Annotated in this window: 19 protein-coding genes and 1 pseudogene; 11 read left to right on the top strand and 9 right to left on the bottom strand. The window is 71.3% G+C overall.

What is annotated here, in order from left to right; translation table 11 throughout:
* Nucleotides 1-40 precede the first annotated feature (40 nt).
* On the top strand, nt 41-1,030 hold the full coding sequence (locus ACH4D3_RS38200) for a hypothetical protein (RefSeq protein WP_398332342.1): 990 nt from the start codon (nt 41-43) through the stop codon (nt 1,028-1,030).
* 134 nt (nt 1,031-1,164) lie between these two features.
* On the opposite strand, the gene ACH4D3_RS38195 is transcribed toward ACH4D3_RS38200, so the two are convergent.
* From ACH4D3_RS38195 to ACH4D3_RS38185, 3 genes and pseudogenes are all read right to left on the bottom strand, one after another.
* On the bottom strand, nt 1,165-1,596 hold the full coding sequence (locus ACH4D3_RS38195; protein WP_398332340.1) for a type II toxin-antitoxin system VapC family toxin: 432 nt from the start codon (nt 1,594-1,596) through the stop codon (nt 1,165-1,167).
* Nucleotides 1,593-1,868: a hypothetical protein gene (locus ACH4D3_RS38190; protein ID WP_398332338.1), complete on the bottom strand. Its 276-nt coding sequence runs from the start codon at nt 1,866-1,868 to the stop codon at nt 1,593-1,595. The genes ACH4D3_RS38195 and ACH4D3_RS38190 overlap by 4 nt, the downstream gene beginning before the upstream one ends.
* Before the next feature lie 419 nt (nt 1,869-2,287).
* A pseudogene (locus ACH4D3_RS38185) lies at nt 2,288-2,566 on the bottom strand (type II toxin-antitoxin system RelE/ParE family toxin); the annotation flags it as partial.
* Between the two features lie 59 nt (nt 2,567-2,625).
* Between ACH4D3_RS38185 and ACH4D3_RS38180 the strand changes: the two are divergent.
* Together ACH4D3_RS38180 and ACH4D3_RS38175 are read left to right on the top strand one after the other, a co-directional pair.
* Complete coding sequence (locus ACH4D3_RS38180) at nt 2,626-2,892, top strand: hypothetical protein (RefSeq protein WP_398332336.1); 267 nt, start codon at nt 2,626-2,628, stop codon at nt 2,890-2,892.
* Nucleotides 2,889-3,335, top strand: coding sequence for a hypothetical protein (locus tag ACH4D3_RS38175; RefSeq protein ID WP_398332334.1), 447 nt, complete (start codon nt 2,889-2,891; stop codon nt 3,333-3,335). Before ACH4D3_RS38180 ends, ACH4D3_RS38175 begins: the two co-directional genes overlap by 4 nt.
* A 32-nt stretch (nt 3,336-3,367) precedes the next feature.
* Here ACH4D3_RS38175 and ACH4D3_RS38170 read toward each other — a convergent pair whose 3' ends face one another.
* Nucleotides 3,368-3,784: a MerR family transcriptional regulator gene (locus ACH4D3_RS38170; RefSeq protein WP_398332392.1), complete on the bottom strand. Its 417-nt coding sequence runs from the start codon at nt 3,782-3,784 to the stop codon at nt 3,368-3,370.
* A 421-nt stretch (nt 3,785-4,205) separates the two neighbouring features.
* On the opposite strand from ACH4D3_RS38170, the gene ACH4D3_RS38165 reads away from it, so the two are divergent.
* Nucleotides 4,206-5,705, top strand: coding sequence for a SulP family inorganic anion transporter (locus ACH4D3_RS38165; RefSeq protein ID WP_398332332.1), 1,500 nt, complete (start codon nt 4,206-4,208; stop codon nt 5,703-5,705).
* Nucleotides 5,706-5,797: 92 nt separating this feature from the next.
* Here ACH4D3_RS38165 and ACH4D3_RS38160 read toward each other — a convergent pair whose 3' ends face one another.
* Nucleotides 5,798-8,401, bottom strand: a complete 2,604-nt coding sequence (locus ACH4D3_RS38160) for an ATP-binding protein (RefSeq protein WP_398332330.1) — start codon at nt 8,399-8,401, stop codon at nt 5,798-5,800.
* 206 nt (nt 8,402-8,607) lie between these two features.
* On the opposite strand from ACH4D3_RS38160, the gene ACH4D3_RS38155 reads away from it, so the two are divergent.
* Nucleotides 8,608-9,861 carry a hypothetical protein gene (locus ACH4D3_RS38155; RefSeq protein ID WP_398332328.1) on the top strand — a complete coding sequence of 418 codons (1,254 nt, stop codon included), beginning with the start codon at nt 8,608-8,610 and terminating at the stop codon, nt 9,859-9,861.
* A complete protein-coding gene (locus ACH4D3_RS38150; protein ID WP_398332326.1) occupies nt 9,858-10,400 on the top strand; it encodes a hypothetical protein in 543 nt (180 codons plus the stop codon). Before ACH4D3_RS38155 ends, ACH4D3_RS38150 begins: the two co-directional genes overlap by 4 nt.
* 34 nt (nt 10,401-10,434) lie before the next feature.
* Here the strand turns inward: ACH4D3_RS38150 and ACH4D3_RS38145 are convergent, their stop codons facing one another.
* Nucleotides 10,435-11,361 (bottom strand): phosphotransferase, encoded by a 927-nt coding sequence (locus ACH4D3_RS38145; RefSeq protein WP_398332324.1) that lies wholly within the window; start codon nt 11,359-11,361, stop codon nt 10,435-10,437.
* Between the two features lie 228 nt (nt 11,362-11,589).
* On the opposite strand from ACH4D3_RS38145, the gene ACH4D3_RS38140 reads away from it, so the two are divergent.
* Together ACH4D3_RS38140 and ACH4D3_RS38135 are read left to right on the top strand one after the other, a co-directional pair.
* The gene (locus tag ACH4D3_RS38140) at nt 11,590-12,801 is read left to right on the top strand and encodes a cation:proton antiporter (RefSeq protein ID WP_398332322.1); all 1,212 of its coding nucleotides are present in this window, start codon (nt 11,590-11,592) and stop codon (nt 12,799-12,801) included.
* A gap of 81 nt (nt 12,802-12,882) precedes the next feature.
* Entirely contained in the window at nt 12,883-13,407 is a 525-nt protein-coding gene (locus ACH4D3_RS38135; RefSeq protein ID WP_398332390.1) for a DUF4396 domain-containing protein, read from the top strand.
* Between the two features lie 36 nt (nt 13,408-13,443).
* On the opposite strand, the gene ACH4D3_RS38130 is transcribed toward ACH4D3_RS38135, so the two are convergent.
* Together ACH4D3_RS38130 and ACH4D3_RS38125 are read right to left on the bottom strand one after the other, a co-directional pair.
* A complete protein-coding gene (locus ACH4D3_RS38130; protein WP_398332320.1) occupies nt 13,444-13,854 on the bottom strand; it encodes a four-helix bundle copper-binding protein in 411 nt (136 codons plus the stop codon).
* Nucleotides 13,855-13,976: 122 nt separating this feature from the next.
* Nucleotides 13,977-14,324 carry a DUF6223 family protein gene (locus ACH4D3_RS38125; protein ID WP_398332318.1) on the bottom strand — a complete coding sequence of 116 codons (348 nt, stop codon included), beginning with the start codon at nt 14,322-14,324 and terminating at the stop codon, nt 13,977-13,979.
* Between the two features lie 348 nt (nt 14,325-14,672).
* Between ACH4D3_RS38125 and ACH4D3_RS38120 the strand changes: the two genes are divergently transcribed.
* The 3 genes from ACH4D3_RS38120 (at nt 14,673) to ACH4D3_RS38110 (ending at nt 17,238) form a co-directional block, all read left to right on the top strand.
* Nucleotides 14,673-15,824 (top strand): sensor histidine kinase, encoded by a 1,152-nt coding sequence (locus ACH4D3_RS38120; RefSeq protein ID WP_398332388.1) that lies wholly within the window; start codon nt 14,673-14,675, stop codon nt 15,822-15,824.
* Nucleotides 15,821-16,483 (top strand): response regulator, encoded by a 663-nt coding sequence (locus ACH4D3_RS38115; protein WP_398332316.1) that lies wholly within the window; start codon nt 15,821-15,823, stop codon nt 16,481-16,483. Before ACH4D3_RS38120 ends, ACH4D3_RS38115 begins: the two co-directional genes overlap by 4 nt.
* An 80-nt stretch (nt 16,484-16,563) precedes the next feature.
* The gene (locus tag ACH4D3_RS38110) at nt 16,564-17,238 is read left to right on the top strand and encodes a precorrin-8X methylmutase (protein ID WP_398332314.1); all 675 of its coding nucleotides are present in this window, start codon (nt 16,564-16,566) and stop codon (nt 17,236-17,238) included.
* A 27-nt stretch (nt 17,239-17,265) separates the two neighbouring features.
* Here ACH4D3_RS38110 and ACH4D3_RS38105 read toward each other — a convergent pair whose 3' ends face one another.
* Nucleotides 17,266-18,060, bottom strand: coding sequence for a cobalt-precorrin-6A reductase (locus tag ACH4D3_RS38105; protein WP_398332312.1), 795 nt, complete (start codon nt 18,058-18,060; stop codon nt 17,266-17,268).
* Nucleotides 18,061-18,188: the final 128 nt, after the last annotated feature.

The following is an 18,188-nucleotide window of genomic DNA, read 5'->3' as shown; positions in this document are numbered from 1 at the left end:
CGCAATGAGTCTGACTGATCACACTCTCAGAGGGGGACTTGTGACTCGTCGCAACGACTTGATGACCGCGCTTTTGGACACTCGCCGTGCCCTGGAGGCACAGACCACCGCCTTGGGGGAGCGAGTCGACGCCTCGCGCCGGGAGATCACCGATGCGGTGGCCACCCAGGTCTCCGATCTGCACGCTGACAACCGGGAGACACGCAATCGCGTCAACAATGCCGCCGCTTCGCTCTCGGAGATCAACAAGTCACTGCCCAGCCTGCGGCAGGACATCTCCGACCTCGCGGAAACCGTCGACACCCTGCGCACTGCCGTCAGCGAGCTGTTCGCCCACCTGACTGACTCCTCCATCGCCGCACCAGTGCCAGCCTCCAGCGACGGCCAGGCACCGTCACAGTCCCCGCACGAAGCCGGCGATGCTGACACCGGGCCGGACGGGGCCACCGATGCCATTCGCACTGTCGTGACAGCATCCGACCCGGCTGCTGCCGAAGCGTGCGCGCCCGAGGACGCCGAGCAACGGAAGACGGCCGCCGAGGAAGTCGCTGCCACGCTTGCAGAAGCCGGCGGCGACCCCACGGACGCGGCTCCCGAACCGACCTCCTCGGCCTCGGAACGCGACAGCAACAGCGTCGGCGACTCACTCGCGCGACATGACAACGTGCTGGGCAGCGCCGCCACCGTGGGCACCGTCCACCTGGTCTGCCACCGCGATCTGTGGGACTTCATCCAGGAACACGCGGCCGACATCTCCCACTTCCGCGCTCCGGCCTCTCCCTGCGAGGAAGGACAGGACCGCCTCCGCATCGTCCTCTCCGGCCGTTCCGTCATCGGCGTGCTGATCGCGATGCGCGAAACCCAGACCAAGAACGCGAAGTACGGCGAGGACGACGGCACCTGGGCCCTGTCTGGCGCCGTATACAGCCGGCTGGCCCACGACCTGACCACCACCAGCCGCAACGACACCGAGCCATTGACGGTCGTCTTCGACGACGGAATCAATGCAGGAACCGAACTCCCGAGCTGACCGAACAACCATGCCTCGCCCTTGCGGCCCACCCTGACTGGTGCTCTCGCCCCAATTGCCTCCTGAGCCCTCCTCAGGCTCGATGACCGGCGTCGAGGGGACTGGCGAGACGCGGGATCCGGATCGGGGATCCGCTAGCGCGCTCGCTGCTCCCACGGGTTGATCACCAGAGCCCCGGTCCTGGCCATGTGCTTGATGTTGCGGGTGGCCACCGTCCAGCCGTTGGCCAGGGCGGTGGCGGCGATCAGCGCGTCCGGCGGGTCAATGCTGGTGCCGGAGGCCTTGAGCGTCTTGTGGATGGTGAGGTAGGCGGCCGCTTCCCGCTCTCCGATCGGTGCGATGCGGTCACCGTATTCGTGCCGTACAGCGTCGAGTGCACGGGCGTAGCGGGCCTGCCGTACGGGATCGGAAGCAACGGCGACCCCGGCTTCGATCTCGGCCACGGTGATCACGCTCAGGAAGCGGTTGGGACGAGCCGTGGAGTGAAACCAGGCCACGACGCGGGGTTCGGGCTTGGCCCGGGTCGTGAGTTCGGCGACGACGTTGGTGTCGAGCAGGTGGATCACTCGGCATCCGCTTGCTCGTCGTAGGAACGGGCTCCGAACTCCAGACCCTCGAAGGGCCGGGAAAGCAGGAACTGCTCGAATCCGTCGTTGCTGAGCCTCACCCAACGGTGCAGCATCTCCGGCAGCGCCTCGAGCTCCGTATCGGCGAGCTCCGCGTCGAAGTGCCGCCGCTGGTCCTCCGGCAAGGAGTCCCGGATGTCACGGATGGTCCGCAGCGGATGCGACGCCGAAGACGGCGACGAGTGCGGCACACCACTCGGGGCTGTGGTCATCGGCATCCCTCCGCTCGATCAGGCTGTGTTCCGCTGCTGATCCCAGGCTACGGCTTCCCACCTGCCCGCTCACACCCTTTGGCATGAGAGTGGAATGTCTGTCCCAGTTCAGGACTCCCCCTGTACCCACCGCCGGCCGGAACAGATTCAGCACACATGAGGTCGGGAACAACTGCGAACCCAGGCGAACCATGGAGGAGCTTTTCCACAGGTCACAGCCCCACCTCGGGAAAACTCCCGTCAGTGTCGCCCCATCCGTCCGGGAGACCTGGGGCTGGGTCATCCCGGCCCGCTCCGCCGGTCGTACACCGCATGCCCGAGGTCGCCGGCCAGGCGGGCGTCGACCTACTCCTGGTCGTACTCCACCGCCTCGCCCGCGAGCCCGCGAGCCCATTGCGTCCTCCATGTGCTGTGGTTCATCAGCTCTCCTTGCGACGCTCGTAGCTGTGCCGGGCGTGGCCGTGCTCGGTCTCGCAGACCTTTTGGACTCGGTGCGCGCGCTCAACTTCTGCTGCCTCGCGCATTCTCGTCTTCCGGGAGACCGTCAGCAGTGCGGTCCGCTGTCCGGGCGCGAGCCAGTACGGGGCGCGCACCGCCTCGCCGTCCAACTCGAAGCGGAGCTCTCGCACCTTGCCGCCAAGGTGGCGCGAGTACGGCTCTCCCAGGGGCGTCGGCTCGTCCAGCAGTCGGTCCGTCCTCGAAATGCATGACGCACGCTGCCGCACCCGGGGTCGGGCGAACGTGGCATACTTGAAGTATGGCAACCCGGAAGATCACCATCACCGTGCCGGAAGAGCTGGTGGAATCGATCAAGGAGCGCGTCGACACACGCGGAGTGTCGGGATACATCGCGGCCGCCGCCGCTCATCAGGACGCCATGGACCGACTGCGGGAGCTGGCCGGGCGCCTCGAGGAAGAGCACGGCGCCGTGACGGACGACGAGCAGCAGGCAGCGCTGGACCGCATCGCCGCCATCGACGGTTGGCACGACGAGCAGCGCCCGCATTCGGACGAGGCCGCGTGAGCCGCACCGCCCGGGCGAGGCTGCATCGGCCGCGACAGCGCGTCTTCGTGTTCGACTCCGAGGCTCTCTCCAAGGCCGTTCAGGGCGATCGGGAGATGGCTGCGCTGATCAAGACAGCTCCGCGGCTCGACATCCCGATCGTCACCTCGGCGCTCACGACTTTGGAGGCGTGGGACCCGCGCGAGGCGTCGAGGCAGTCGCTGTGGAACTGGACGCTGTCCCGGATTCGCGTCGTACACACGGACGACCGGGTAATCGCCATGGCGCGCGACATGCTAAGAACAGCCGGCCTGCATGGGCACAAGTACGCCATCGACGCGATTCTGGCGGCTGTGGCCGGGCAGGAGGCCGCGCAGGGAGCTGAGGCAACCGTCTTCACCTCCGACACCGACGACATGAGTCAGCTCCTCGCCGGACACTCCGTGCGAGTCGAGAAGATCTGACTGGAGGCCGTCTCGGCGACGAGGGCCGCCGGTCAGGCCGTTCGGTTCAGGCGGGCGGTCAGGGTGGTGGCGAAGTCCTCGGCGCGGGACAGTTGGGTTCGGAGTTTCTCGACCTGTTCGGCGGCTGCCTGCTGGTACGTGCGGACGCGTTCCAGCAGGGCTTCGCGCTCGGCCGTGTCGAGGGCGGCGTCGCCGTCCAGGCGGTCGGTGGCGTCGAGCAGGTCGCGCATCTGCTCGAGGGTGAAGCCGAGCGGCTTCATCCGGCGGATGACCATGAGCCTGGCGACGTCGGTCTCGGTGTAGAGGCGGAAGCCGCCCTGGGACCGGGCGGAGGGGATGACCAGGCCGGTCTCCTCGTAGTGTCGGATGGTGCGCAGGGACAGCTCCGTCCGCGCGGCGACCTCACCGATCTGCATGTGCCTGTGGGCCACTTTGTCCAGGCCGTTCATGCCGTTCACGCCGTTCTCCTGGCTCTTCGCGTCGGTCCGTCGGTCCGTCCGCCCGCCGGTCTCTACTCTAACGTTAGGGTAGAGTTGGAGACGGTGCGGGCGGCCCCGGTTGCCCTGCTCTGCCGTTCCGGGGCCGATGGCGCCCCCGGCGAAGATCCGATTCCCGCGGGAGAGAGCGTGCGCGAGCCCCTGAAGCCGATCGCCGCCGTGTGCCCGCCGTGACCCTTCGCCTCTGGACGTGAGCAGCCCGGCCGGTTTGTGTCGGCCCTGCCCCGCGTCCCTCGCCCCCTAGACTTCCGGCCCGCTCCGCGGGTCGCCCGCGGGGTGCCGGCCCGGCCCCCTGCGCGCCCTTGCGCACGCCCGGCCTGCCCGTGGGTGTGCCCGAGCACGACAGGTACGCATCTCCTTGTCTTCCGCTGCTGTGACTCCCACGACTCCCGGCGCGCGGCTGCGCGCCCTCAAGCCGGACTGGCTGAACGATCCGAAGGTCTGGCGCACCGAGGTCCTGGCCGGTCTCGTCGTCGCCCTGGCGCTGATCCCGGAGGCCATCTCCTTCTCGATCATCGCCGGTGTCGACCCGGCGATCGGCCTGTTCGCCTCCTTCACCATGGCCGTGACGATCTCCGTCGTCGGCGGCCGTCGCGCGATGATCTCCGCCGCCACCGGCGCGGTCGCGCTCGTCATCGCGCCGATGAACCGGGAACACGGCCTGGGCTACCTGGTCGCGACCGTCATCCTGGCCGGCGTCTTCCAGATCGTCCTGGGCGCGGTGGGCGTGGCCAAGCTCATGCGGTTCGTGCCCCGCTCGGTGATGACCGGCTTCGTGAACGCCCTCGCCGTCATGATCTTCATGGCGCAGGTGCCGGAGATGCACGACGTGCCCTGGCCGGTCTACCCGCTGATCATCGGCGGCCTGGCGCTGATGGTGTTCTTCCCGAAGGTCACCAGGGTGGTCCCGGCCCCGCTGGTGTCCATCGTCATCCTCACCGTGATCACCGTCGCCGCCGGGATCGCGGTGCCCACCGTCGGCGACAAGGGCGAGCTGCCGTCCTCGCTGCCGGTGCCGGGCCTGCCCGACGTGCCCTTCACCCTGGACACCCTGACCACCGTCGCGCCCTACGCCCTCGCGATGGCGCTGGTCGGCCTGATGGAATCGCTGATGACCGCCAGGCTCGTCGACGACATCACCGACACCCACTCCTCCAAGACCCGCGAGTCCATCGGCCAGGGCGTCGCCAACATCGTCACCGGCTTCTTCGGCGGCATGGGCGGCTGCGCCATGATCGGCCAGACCATGATCAACGTGAAGGTGTCCGGCGCCCGTACCCGCGTCTCCACCTTCCTCGCCGGTTCGTTCCTGATGGTGCTGTGCATCGTCTTCGGCCCGGTCGTCTCCGACATCCCGATGGCCGCTCTGGTCGCCGTCATGGTCATGGTCGCCTTCGGCACCTTCGACTGGCACTCCGTCGCGCCCAAGACCCTGAAGCGGATGCCCGCCGGGGAGATCGTCGTCATGGTCATCACCGTGATCGTCGTGGTCGCCACCGACAACCTCGCCATCGGCGTCGTCGTCGGCACCATCACCGCCATGGTCGTCTTCGCCAGGCGCGTCGCCCACCTCGCCCAGGTCACCGCCGTCACGGACCCCGACGGCAGCACGGTCGTCTACCGGGTCACCGGAGAGCTGTTCTTCGCCTCCTCCAACGACCTCGTCGGCCAGTTCGACTACGCGGGCGACCCGGACCGCGTCGTCATCGACCTCTCCGCCGCCCACATCTGGGACGCCTCCTCCGTGGCCGCCCTGGACGCGATCGAGACGAAGTACGAGCAGCGCGGCAAGACCGTCGAGATCACCGGCCTGAACACCCCGAGCGCCGACCTCCACGGCAAGCTCACCGGCGAACTCACCGGCAGCCACTGACCCTTCGCGCCGGATCCGACAGCACCGGATCCGACAGCAGTGGAGCCCGGCCCGGCACGCCGGGGTTCGCCGGTCACCACCGGTGCCGTGCCCTACCCCGGCGAGGGACCGATTCGGGCGCCCTCCGCCTCTGCCTGCCCGTTGTCGCGAAACGCCCTCTCCAGCGCGTGGCGCAGACCGAGGCTCTGGCCCTCCTGGTACGCACGTGCGTACTCGATGTCACCGAGGGACGTACGGGCGTTGCGGATGCAGCGTTCGCGGTGGGAGGTCAGAAGCGCGAAGCCGAAGAGTCGGGGAGCGCCGGACGGGTGCCACACCCGGTCCACGGCTCCCAGTACGACTGCCGCCGAGCGTACGTCGCCGTAGGAGGAGGACACCCAGGCCAGGGTCTCGCCGAGGACCGCCTCGCCCAGGTGCTCGTCGATCTCGCCGGTGTGCTGGAGCGCACGTTGGAGGAGTCGCAGGGCGATCTCCGGTCGCTCGGCCTCGCCGTGATCCACGGCGAGGGCCCACAGCAGGTAGCACCGGTGCCAGGTGTCCCCTCGGGCCTCGGACATCGCGAGGGCCTGTTCGAGCAAGGCGGTGGAGCGGGCGCGGTCGCCCTGGATGACGGCGGTGAAGCCGAGTTGCGCGATGCACTGTGCGTGCGTCAACAGGGAGTCGGACCACTGTCCGACGGCCAGGGAGGACCTCGCGTATGCCGCCGAGGCCTCCGTGTCGCCCAAGATCAGTGCCCTCAGACCGCGTAACTGAAGGAATGCGGCGGAGAGTTCGGCCCTGCTCACCCGGTGCGTGGCGAGGACGGCGAAGCCGGACGTGGAACCGGAGGTGGAGCCGGCCGCGGCGGGCATGCCGGCGAGGGCTCGTTCGCCCCGGCCGATCATCTCCCCGGCCCTGCCGTGATCCCCGTGCAGGAGCAGCAGGAAGCCGGCCACCCAGACTGCTTGGCACCAGATGCCGGTGGCCTCGGGAGACGGAGGCCGAGGGTTCCGTTCGAGGGTGCTCCGCATCCAACGTGCGCCCTCTCCCACGTTGGCCGACGTCAGACAGTGCAGCCAGAAGCCGAGGGAGGCGTGCAGCACGGTCTCCGCGGGCTCGTCGACCGGGGGCGGTGCGGTGACGATCTGCCGCAGGTTGGGGTGCTCGGCGCGCAGGCGACGCAGCCAGCCGGCCTCTTCGCGGGAGCCGTAGGCGTTTCCCGCCTGTGCGGCCAGGCCGAGATACCACGCGCGGTGGCGTCGTAGGGCGTGCTGTGCCCGGCCGCTTTCCGCGAGGCGTTCCTGCCCGTAGGCGCGAACGGTTTCGAGCATGTGCAGGCGGGTCCGGCCGCCGGTTCCCTCGCTGGTGAGCAGTGACTTGTCCACGAGACCGGCCACGGCTTCGAAGGCGTCGTCGGCTGCGTCGTGGACGGGGACGGGAACGGGGACGGGGACGGGAACGTCATGTTCGCCGGTGCTCCCGCAGAGTTGTTCGGCGTCCGCCAGCAGCGCCCCGCCGGAACACAGCGACAGCTGCTGCCAGGCCCTTCGCTCGGCCTCCGTGCACAGCTCGTAGCTCCAGTCGAAGAGCGCACGCAGTGCCTGGTGGCGGGGGTGAACCGTGCGGTCGCGGCCGCCCGGGCCGAGCAGGCGGAACCGGTGGTCGAGTCGTTCCAGAAGTTCCTCCGGGGTCACCGTACGCAGGCGTCGCGCGGCGATCTCCAGGGCGAAGGGAAGGCCGTCCAGCCGACGGCACACGCGAGCGACGGTGTGCCGGTTCTCCTCGGTGACCCGGAAGCCGGGCGAGGCCGCCTCGGCCCGGTCGGCGAAGAGGGTCACGGCCGGGGAGGCCATGGGGTCCGCGTTCCCGGCGGGACCGTGGAGCGGATGGCCAAGCTCCACGGCCGGCAGGTCCAGTGGCCGCACCCGCAGCACGTGCTCGGCGCCGACATCGAGTGGCTGCCGGCTGGTGGCGAGCACGCGGAGGTCCGGCAGGAGCGTGAGCAGGTCGCGGACGGCGTGGGCGCAACCGTCCAGCACGTGCTCGCAGTTGTCGAGCAGGAGGAGGACCCTGCGTCCGCGCAGCGCCCCGGCAAGGGCGTGCAAGGGGTCCTGCCCCGCCGCGACCTGTACGCCGACGGCTGAGGTGACCGCCTCGACGATCGCGTCGCCGCTGCCCAGGTCGGCCAGCTCGGCACAGTACGTACCGTCCTCGAACCGCTCGGCCACCTCACGGAGGATGCGCCGGGCCAGCCGGGTCTTCCCCACCCCGCCCGTCCCGACCAGCGTGACCAGCCGACACCGCCGCAGCAGCCCACTGCCGGCGGCCAGTTCGGACTCGCGGCCCACGAAGCTCGTGGCCTCCGCCCGGTCGGGGCCGCGCTGGATGGCACGGGAGCCCGTCTCCCGCTTCTCGGCCCCGTGGACCTCACGTCGTACGGACTCCCAGCGCTCTTCCCATCGCTGCGGGTCCCCACCGCAGGCGCGCACGTAGGCGCGAAGTACCTCTCGGGTGGGGAGCCGCTGCCCGGCGGCGGCCTGGGACAGGGTGCTGCTGGAGTACCGGGCCGCCTCAGCCATCTCCGTGTAGGTGAGCCCGGCCCCCTGGCGCAGGACCCGCAGCCCCTGCGCGAAGTGTTCGAGCGGACCCTTTCGTGGATCAAGCGGCTGTTCCCGACGCCCCGGCCTGCCCGCCAACTCGGACCACCTCCCGGGCATTCGGATTGATTCATTGATTATGGCCTGTCCCGCCAGGTGGCGAACAAATCTCGCCATCCCCGACACTCAAGATCAATCACCCGTCGGCAGCGGACGCCGGGGACAATGCAGCGCTCTGTTCGAACCGGAGCGCCGTCAGCGGAGGAAGAATGACACTGGATCTGCGACGTCGAGGGTCGGTCGAAGAGGACATGGTCTTTTTCGCCATGCCCTATGACGAAAAGGAACTGCCGGACGGCCGTGTGGAGAACTTCGACGATCTGTACGAGGGTCACTTCGAGGACTGGATCAGGAACTGGGAACTGCGTCCCGAGCGGGCCGACAAGGCTCCGGGCACCACCGAGAGCGCGATGGACGTCGCCTGGTCCGGGATCGACCGGGCCGGGTTCGTGGTCGTCGATCTGTCCGTTCCCTCGACGTCCGTCGCCATGGAGCTGGCCTGGGCGCTGTGCCTGAGGAAACGGCTCGTGGTGATCGCACACGAGGACGCCGTGGTGCCCACCAACGCCCGGGGGCACTTCCGCGTGGTGCGGTACGAGTGGAGCACCAGGGGCCTGCCCAAGCTGCGCAGCAGTCTGCACGCGGAGATCGAAGCGATGCGTCAGCAACGGCGTGAGCCCGAGATGGATCTGCGCCCCTACATCCCTGAGGACCGGTTGCGCGCCAAGGCCAGAGTCGAGGAGGTCAGCGAGGACTACATCCGGGTGCGCGACCTCGGCAATCCGCGCCGCATCGCCGAGATGCACAAGCAAGACGTGAGCTACCAAACGACCGTCCCGGACCACATGTCCCAGAGGTTTTTCGTCGGCAAGGAATTCTCCGGCTATTTCGTCAATCGGGAGAACACCCTCATCTTCACGCAGCAGGAAGGCGAAGATCCGTGGGAGGAGTGGGAACAGACCTATCGGGGGGGTTCGGCATTCACCGCACGGGTGTACGACGTGAACAAGGCGGGTGTCTGGGTCGAGTTGCCCGGGGGTGGCCGCTCCCGGGTGCGGGATCATGAGGCGGCGGGGCTGAAGGAGCAGGACGAGGTACCCGTCGTCATCAGATGGATCGACCGGGCGCGCCAGCGCATCGAGATCGCGCTCGCCGACCAGCCGACCGGGGTGCCGGCTCCCACCGCTCCGCCGCCGGCCCCGTCGCTGGACGCGTACCCCCAGGTCGGGGAGCGACAAGGTGCCACCGTAAGCGTCCCGAACGCGGGATTCGTGCTGGTGAAGCTGGACGGATACCCGGAACTGCCCACGCTCGCCCTCTTGCACGCGCGCAGGATGTCGCAGTCGCTGCGGGAGGAACTGGAGGCCAACCGGGTCGAAGAGGGCAGGCGGGTGTGGGTCGCCGTCACGGAGGTCGCCCGTTCCCGCAACAAGCCGGGGAGGATCGACATCAAGGTGCGCGAGGTCGAGGGAGAACTGCCGCCACCGGAGGCCGGGGACGCCGAGGAAGTACCCGCGTGAGTGCTGACGAGACGGACTCCGACACCCTCACCGAGTTGGGCGGCCGATTGTGGAACAGCCGCCTGAACGACCGGCATTACACCGCGGACAGGGAGAAGTACCAGGCGGCAGTCATGGAGCAGTACAGGCTCTGTGTGGAGATGGCCGACCGGATCAGCGCCCGCAGGAGCCTGACCAACACCTTCTTCCTGACGGTCAACGCCGCCCTGCTCACCGCCGCCGGCGCGGCCGGCGGCACCGTACTGCGGGGCACGCCGGCCTGGGGGCTGATGGTGGCCGGACTCGTCGCGGTGGGCCAATGCGGAGCCTGGTTCCTGCTCATCGCCTCCTACCGGCGGCTCAACCGGGCGAAATACAAGGTCATCTGCGCCCTTGAGCAGCGGCTGCCCGCCCGCTCGTACGACGCCGAGTGGGCGGAGCTGGGCGACGGAAGGACGCTCACGCGGTATGTCCCGCTCACGCTGGTGGAGTTGTGGATCCCGGCCTTGTTCATCGTGTTCTACGTCGTGGCAGGCGTCGCAGCCCTGAAGTCGGCCTGACGGCCGGGCCGTACCTGGAAGCACCTGGCGTGCGTCACCTCGTCGTGCCGAACCACGCCTCCGCGAGCGACGGGAGTGTTTCCGCGGCGGGTACGGGCAGTTCGCGCAGGTACCAGGGGAGGTCGCTGTACACGTGCAGCAGCGTGTACGCGAGCAGTACCGACGGGTCGAAGGTGTGGCCGTACGCCTTGGACAGCAGGGCCAGCAGGTCCGGGTCGCCGCCGGTGACGAACAGGCCGACGCCCACGAAGTCGTAGGCGCGGTCACCGATCATGGCGGGTTCGAAGTCGAAGAGCCCGGTCAGCCGCCACCCGTCGGGGTCGACCACGAGGTGCTGCCGCATCACCTCGGTGTGCAGCAGGCAGCGGTCCGGGTCGCGCGGCAGCGGGACCGAGGCCAGGAAGTCGGGGATCTGCTCCAGCCGGCCGGCCGGCAGTCCGTGGGCACGCTGCCGTGCCACGGCGCCGGCTCGCTGACGGTCCAGGAAGGCGCCCCAGTCTCCGGGGCCGAGCACGTCCCCGAGGGGACCGGGGTCCAGGGAGTGCAGTACCGCGAGGGTTTCCCCGACCTCGGTGACGAGCCGTTCGCGGTGGTCGCGCGGCACGCGGTCCCAGGCGCGGGCCAGGTTCTCGCCGTGGAGGCGGGACATCAGGACGTACTGCCAGCCGTTCTCGCAGGGGCCGAAGTCACGGACCCGGGGTGTCGGGGTCGGCAGCCGTCCCTGAAGGTGGGTGAGGACGCGGCCCTCCGCGACACCGTCTCGCGCGGCCGCCGACGGGAACAGCTTGAGCACGTGCTCGTCTCCCACCGCGTAGACCGGCTGCGACCCGTCCGTGAAACGGGTCAGCGGTGCCCCGCCCAGACCCAGGCGTGCACAGAGGTCCGCTGCGCCCGGGCGCATCACCGTCTCGTCGGGGACGACCGCGTCCCACTCCTCGTCCGTGTTCACCGCAGGCAGCATGATCGGACCGTAGGTCACCGGATGCCGGGCGGCAACGGAGATATGCCGCTCCTCCGTCCGGAGTACGCCGGGTAGTCCCGGCCCGCTCCGCGGGTGACATTGGCGGCGGAGGCCGGGTGCCGTCGCCGTCGGCCTCCGGGACGCCGTTCGCGAGGGAGGGCCGATGGCACGGAACGCCGGGCTCCGACACGTGCGGCGGTCCGTGGCCGGGCGGCCCGGCGGCGCCTCGTGAGTCACCCCGGGACCCTCGTCCTCATCCTGGCCGCCGCGGTCCTGGCGCCGCTCCTCGTCCACGCCACGGGGCGGCGGGTCCGAGTCCCCCTGGTCATCTTCGAGATCGCGCTCGGCATCGTGATGGGGCCGGACGTACTCGGCTGGGCCCGTCCCGACGACGTCGTCGACACGCTGGCCGACCTCGGTCTGTCCATGCTCATCTTCCTGGCCGGCTACGAGATCGACTTCGCCGCCGTCCGGGGCGACACCCTGCGCCGTTCCCTGTGGTCCTGGCCGATCGCCCTCGTCGCCGGGATCGCGCTGGCCCTGCTGGTCAGCGGCGGGGACGTCTTCGAGGCGTTCGTCATCGGCACCGCGCTCACCAGCACCACGCTCGGCACCGTACTGCCGATGCTGCGGGACAGCGGCGAGCTGCGCGGCCGGTTCGGGACGGTGATCTCGGCGTTCGGCGCGGTCGGCGAGTTCGGGCCGGTGATCGCCGTGGCGCTGCTGCTCAGCGGACGGCGGCCGGCCGAGTCGGCGGCGCTGCTGGCCGCGTTCGGGGCGATCACGGCCGCCGCCGTGTTCTGGGCGCTGCGTCCGAGACCGCCCTGGTTCGCCCGGCTGACCGAGCTGACCCTGCACAGCAGCGGCCAGTTCGCGGTCCGGTTCGTGATGCTGCTGCTCGCCTGCATGCTGGGCCTCGCCGAGGTCTTCGGGCTCGACGTCCTGCTGGGCGCGTTCGCGGCCGGCGTCCTGACCCGGCTCGTACTGCTCCGGGCCGCGCCCGCGAGCAGCGGGGAGGTCCTCGGCAAGGTGGAGGCCATGGGCTTCGGCTTCCTCGTACCCCTCTTCTACGTGGTCACCGGCATCGAGTTCGATCTGGACGCACTGCTGCACGACCCGGGCGCACTGCTGCTGGTGCCGGGGTTCCTGCTGCTCTTCCTGCTGGTGCACGGTGGCCCGGTGTACCTCCTGGCGCCCAGGGATCTCGACCGCGGGGACCGGGCGGCGCTGGCGCTGTTCACCTCGACGTGCCTGCCGCTGGTCGTCGCCATCACGACCATCGGCGTCGACCAGAAGCTGATCGCGACGGACCGGGCGGCTTCGCTGGTCGGTGCCGCGATGGTCTCCGTACTCGTGTTCCCGCTGCTCGCGGCCCGGGTGCGGGCGACGGTCCGGACGGCGCCCGCGACGGACGGGGCCGAGGACTCGGAGGCCTGGTGACCGATCGTCCGCGGTCCTCCGCTTCCACACCCCTGGACGCATACCCCCTGGGGGTATATCGTTGCCGTCATGGACCACAACATGGACCACAGCACGCACCACTCCCCCGCTCCTGCGGACGACGGGCACGGCCACCACGGCGACCACGGCGACCTCCACGGGCACGGGCACGGCACCACCTGGGCGACCGCCATGCAGGCGACGCTGCACTGCCTCACCGGGTGCGCCATCGGCGAGATCCTCGGCATGGTCATCGGCACCGCGCTGATGTGGGGAAACGTGCCGACCATGGTGCTGGCCATCGCCCTGGCCTTCGTCTTCGGCTACTCCTTCACCCTCTTCGCGGTCGTGCGCGCCGGGGTGTCCATGAAGGCCGCGATCAAGGTGGCGCTGGCCGCCGACACCGTCTCCATCGCGGTGATGGAGCTGGTCGACAACGGAATCATCGCCCTGGTCCCCGGCGCCATGGACGCGCACCTGTCGGACGGACTGTTCTGGTACGCCCTGCTCGGCGGCTTCGCCGTGGCCTTCGTGATCACCACGCCGGTCAACAAGTGGATGATCGGCCGCGGCAAGGGCCACGCCGTCGTCCACGCCTACCACTGACCGGCCGGACCGGTCCCGGGGAACTGCTCGCCCGCCTCAGCCCAGGCCGGCGAGCAGTTCCCCGCACGCCTGCTCACAGCTGCGGCACGCCTCGGCGCAGACCCGGCAGTGCTCGTGCATGTCGGCGTGCCGGGCACACTCGTCGCCGCACGCCGCGCAGACGGTCGCGCAGGCCTGGAGCACGGCCCGGGTGACGTTGGCGTCGTATCCCGTGTGCCGGGACAGGACCGCGGCCGTGGCGGTGCAGACGTCGGCGCAGTCCATGTCGGTACGGATGCACTTGGTCAGATCGGCGACCGTGGGCTCCGACAGACAGGCGTCGGCGCACGCGGTGCACGCCTGGGCGCACCTGAGGCACTCCTCGATGCACCTGGCCATGGCCTCCCGGTCCACGCCGCCCAGGTCGGCCGGGTAGGTACGGAGCAGGTCGTTGACGGTGGTGGGCATGGTGGCCGCTTCCCTTCCGTTCACGCGTACGTCCGGTGGTGCCTGCCGGGTTTCACCGTGCGGCGCACCGCAAACCGTGCCCCGCCGCCCACTCGGGCTGCCCCCGTACCCCCAAGGGGTACCTATCCGACCCGGGTACGAGCCAGTGCGCGGCCTCCGAGGGCGGCGGCGACCAGGCCCACGAGCAGGGCCACGTAGGCCCCGCCGAGGCCGTTGCCCGTGCCTAGGCCGCCGTCCGCGGTGACCGCCACCAGCCCGCCGAGGGCCAGCGCGACCAGCCCGGCCGTCAGCGCCGTCACCGCTCCCAGCCGGCCGGTGCCGGTGCCGAGACGGCCGGTGGGGCGGGCCAGCGCCAGCCATCCCGCGGCCACGCCGCACAGGGCGAGCACCGCGGCCGCCGAGGCCCCCAGCCGCCCGGCGCTCATGTCGTAGGCGTCGACGGCGAGTGTCCAGGCCGTGGGTGTGAGCATGTCCGTCTCCCTCTCTCCCGTTTCGCGTCTCCTCGTGCGCCGCACGCCCGGTACCGGTGCGCGGGGCACGCTTCCGCTGCCAGTGAGGGTGCCTACCGGGACCGTCCCGGTCGTCCCGCCGCGGCAGGCACTTCGGGCTGCCGCCGACGCCGTACGGGCCTACCGCGGACGCGGCAGCCGGCGGCCCGCGTACCGCGGTCGCGGTAGTGCCGGCTCGTGCGCGGGCGGGACTCGCCCCGCCCGGCGGGTGGCTAGGGTGCGGGCATGGGCAAACGACGGTTCGGTGTCCCGGCCCTGGTCCCGGCCCGCATCCCGGCCTCCATCCCGATACCGGTCCCGGCCCCGGTCGTGGACTGGACGATCGCCGTCGGCGTGGCGGTGGCGCTGCTGCTCGCCGGCCGGTCCGGAGGGAACTTCGGTACGGCACCCGGTCCGCTGCTGGGCCTCGCGCTGCTCGCCGCGGGCGGCCTGGCGCTGGCCGCCCGCCGCCGGGCCCCCGTGCTCGTCCTGGCGGTGACCGCGCTGTGCGCCGTGGGCCACCAGGCGGCCGGGGTGGACGTGCCGGCCGTCGCGTTCCTGTTCGCGGTGTACGCGGCCGTCCGGGCCGGACACCGCACCGTCACGGTGATCGCCTCCGTGGCCATGGTGGCCGCCCTGCCGCTCGCCGCCCTGGTCTCGCTGCACGACCCGGGGGAGGCGTACGCGCGGGCCCGGGGCGCCCTGGAGATCGCGTGGCTGATCGCGGCGGCCGCCGCCGGAGAGGCGCTGCGGCAGGCCGAGCGGCGCGCGGACGAGGCCGAACGCAGCCGGGAGGAGACCGCACGGCGCCGCGCCGACGAGGAACGGCTGCACATCGCCCGGGAGTTGCACGACTCCCTCACGCACCAGATCTCGATCGTCAAGGTGCAGTCCGAGGTCGCCGTCCACGTCGCCCGTCGGCGGGGCGAGCCGGTGCCGGAGGCGCTCCTGGCGATCCAGGCGGCCGGCCGGGAGGCGACCCGGGAACTGCGCGCCACCCTGCGGGCCCTGCGCGACGACGACACCACCCCGCCGCGCGGACTCGACCACATACCGGAGCTGGTGGCACGGGCCGGAAAGAGCGGCCTGGTGGCGGAGCTGGTGGTCGACGGGCCGGCCGACGGAGAGCGGCCCGACGTGCCGGCCGCGGTGGGCCGGACCGCCTACCGGATCGTGCAGGAGTCGCTGACCAACGTCGCCCGGCACGCCCGCGCCGGCACCGCGTCGGTCCGCATCGACTACCGCCCCGGCGTCCTCGCGATCCGGGTCGACGACGACGGGACGGCCGCCTCGGACACCGGCCTGGACACGGCCCTGGACACCGCGCCGCCGGACACCGTCGCGGGCCCCGGCCTGGGGCTGCTCGGGATGCGGGAACGCGTCGACGCCCTCGGCGGCCGGCTGCGCGCCGGACCGCGCCGCGGGCGCGGCTTCACCGTCCAGGCCGAACTCCCGCTGGAGCACCTGGAGCGCACCCCGTGATCCGCGTCCTGCTCGTCGACGACCAGCCGCTCGTACGCAGCGGCTTCCGCGCCCTGCTCGACCTCGAGGACGACATCGAGGTGGTGGCCGAGGCCGGAGACGGCATGGAGGGCCTGGCCCTCGCCATGGAACTGCGGCCCGACATCGCGCTCGTCGACGTGCAGATGCCGGTCCTGGACGGCATCGGGACCACCCGGCGCATCGCCGCCGACCCGGCGCTGGCGGGCGTGCACGTCGTCGTCCTGACCAACTACGGCATGGACGAGTACGTCTTCGAGGCGCTGCGCGCCGGCGCCGCCGGTTTCCTCGTCAAGGACATCCTCCCGGACGACCTCGTGCACGCCGTGCGGGTCGCGGCCCGCGGTGAGGCGCTGCTGGCTCCGTCGATCACCCGCAGGCTGATCGACCACTACGTCAGCCGTCCGCTCCACCGGGACACCGGTATCCGGCTGGCGGAGCTGACCGGACGCGAGCGCGAGGCCGTCGCGCTGGTCGCGCAGGGGCTGTCCAACGACGAGATCGCGGCCCGCCTGGTGATCAGCCCGCTGACCGCGAAGACCCACGTCAACCGCGCCATGGCCAAGCTGCACGTCCGCGACCGGGCGCAACTCGTCGTCCTCGCCTACGAGTCGGGCCTGGTCGCTCCCCGCCCCCGCTGACCTCTCCCGGCGCCCGTTCGGGTGATCGGTATGCTCCCCGCCGTGGCCGTCCGCCGACCGAGAACAGCGAGAAGAGCACCGTGACCCCGTACGACTCCAAGAACGAGTACGAGTCCGCGTACGAGCACGCGTACGAGTACGAGAAGGACGGCGCGGCCATCTACCGCCAGTCCTTCGCCACCATCCGCGCGGAGGCCGACCTGTCCGGGCTGCCCGCCGACGTCGGCCGGGTCGCGGTCCGGATGATCCACGCCTGCGGCATGGTCGACCTGGTCCGCGACCTGTCCTGGTCCCCCGGCGTCGTCTCCCGCGCCCGCGAGGCCCTGCGGGCCGGTGCGCCCGTGCTGTGCGACGTGCGGATGGTGGCGAGCGGTGTGACGCGGGCCCGGCTGCCCGCGGACAACGACGTCGTGTGCACCCTGTCCGACCCCGCCGTCCCCGAGCTGGCGGCCCGGCTCGGCACCACGCGCAGCGCCGCCGCGCTGGAGCTGTGGCGCGACCGGCTGGACGGCGCCGTGGTCGCCGTCGGCAACGCGCCCACCGCGCTCTTCCGGCTGCTGGAGATGATCGACGCGGGGGCTCCGCGCCCGGCCGCGGTCATCGGCGTACCCGTCGGCTTCGTCGGTGCCGCCGAGTCCAAGGAGGCGCTGGCCGCCCACCCGTCCGGGGTGGAGCACCTCGTCGTACGGGGGCGTCGCGGGGGCAGTGCGCTCGCCGCCGCCGCGATCAACGCGATGGCCCGCGAGGAGGAGTGAGCGTCGGGACGGCGGCCCGCACCTGACCTACGGCCTCGTCGTGCACCTCGCGCGGGCCGCAGCGACCCACCGTGCCGCCTGCCCGGGTTCGGCCACGACCGGCACCCCCTCGGGCACCGGGGGCCTGCGCACCACGAGCACGGGCAGCCCGGCCTCGCGGGCGGCCGTCAGTTTCGGCGCGGTGGCCGCTCCCCCGCTGTCCTTGGTGACCAGGACGTCGATCCGGTGCCGGCGCAGCAGCTCGCGCTCCCCGTCGAGGGTGAAGGGGCCGCGGTCCAGCAGGACCTCCGTGCGGGGCGGGAGGGGCCCCTCGGGCGCGTCGACGGACCGGACGAGGAACCACGGGTCGGCCAGCGGGGCGAAGACGGCCAGGTCCGTGCGGCCGGTGGTCAGGAAGACCCGCCGGCCGAGCGCGGGCAGCAGCGCGGCGGCCTCCGCCAGGGAGCCTGCCTCGTGCCAGACGTCCCCCTCGACCGGCCGCCAGCCGGGGCGGCGCAGCGCGAGCAGCGGGACCCGGGCGGTGGCGGCGGCGTGTGCCGCGTTGCGGGTGATGGTGCCGGCGAAGGGGTGGGTGGCGTCGACCAGCAGGTCGACGGCGTGCTCGTGGAGCCAGGCGGCCAGTCCTTCGGCGCCGCCGAAGCCACCGACGCGTACCTCGCCCGGTGGCATCCTGGGCGCGGAGACCCGTCCTGCCAGGGAGGTCGTGACGCGTGGCCCCGCAGGGTGCCCGGCCGCCGGCTGCCCTGTCGCCGGCTGCCCAGGTGCCAGCAGTTCGGCCAGGCGGCGGGCCTCCGTGGTGCCGCCGAGGATCAGCACATGCACGGCAGTCCGTCTCCCTTCCCCGGTTCCCGCATACCCCGGCTCCCGCTTCCCCCGGTTCGAGCTTCCTCCGGTTCCCGCTGCCGGTCGCGTCGAGCCAAGCACATCCTCCGGCCGAGTTGCCGGACGGG

The organism is Streptomyces sp. NPDC018026, assembly GCF_044327745.1.
In the GTDB taxonomy this organism is placed as follows: Bacteria; Actinomycetota; Actinomycetes; order Streptomycetales; family Streptomycetaceae; genus Streptomyces; species Streptomyces rubrogriseus.
This window is presented reverse-complemented; position numbering and strand designations above follow the sequence as displayed.